This window comes from Sphingomonas sp. LH128 (assembly GCF_000293195.2).
Lineage (GTDB): Bacteria > Pseudomonadota > Alphaproteobacteria > Sphingomonadales > Sphingomonadaceae > Novosphingobium > Novosphingobium resinovorum_A.
In genome coordinates this window covers 1-426 of record NZ_ALVC01000605.1, presented here as the reverse complement: position 1 = coordinate 426, position 426 = coordinate 1, and the positions used below count along the sequence as shown (strand labels likewise).

The window sequence follows — 426 nt, the reverse complement described above, 5'->3', positions numbered from 1 at the left end:
TTACTTCATATCCACCAAAACCCACGCCTCCCTGCGGGCTTCAGCGCTTTTCACAGACGACCAGATGTTCATTTCGTTCTCCCTTCGTTTATGTTCTTCGGACACGGATCATCGCCATCCCGGCGCAGGCCGGGATCGCTGGCAGTCTTGAGGTGAGAGCCGGCCTGCGCCGGGATGACGGCCTAGCGCCGCCCCTCGAGGTAATCGTTCAGCACTTCATGGAAGAAGCGCACCCGCGTCTCCTGCGCGGCCAGATAGGCGTCGGTGTACCCGCGAGAATACATGCCCTTCTGCTGGCCTTCCGCCAGAAGCATGTCCTGATAGACGATCTGGTCCTTGATCTCGGGCACGCCGCGGCCGTTGTCGAAGGCGCGGTGCTGCATCTCGGCCTCGCGCAGCGGCTGGGGACCGGCCATGATCGATTCC

Annotated in this window: 1 protein-coding gene; it reads right to left on the bottom strand. The window is 62.0% G+C overall.

Annotation, left to right across the window (positions count from 1 at the left end; genetic code table 11):
• Positions 1-182: 182 nt before the first annotated feature.
• The coding region (locus LH128_RS30555; protein ID WP_008831508.1) for an SRPBCC family protein at positions 183-426 on the bottom strand (244 nt) is incomplete at its 5' end.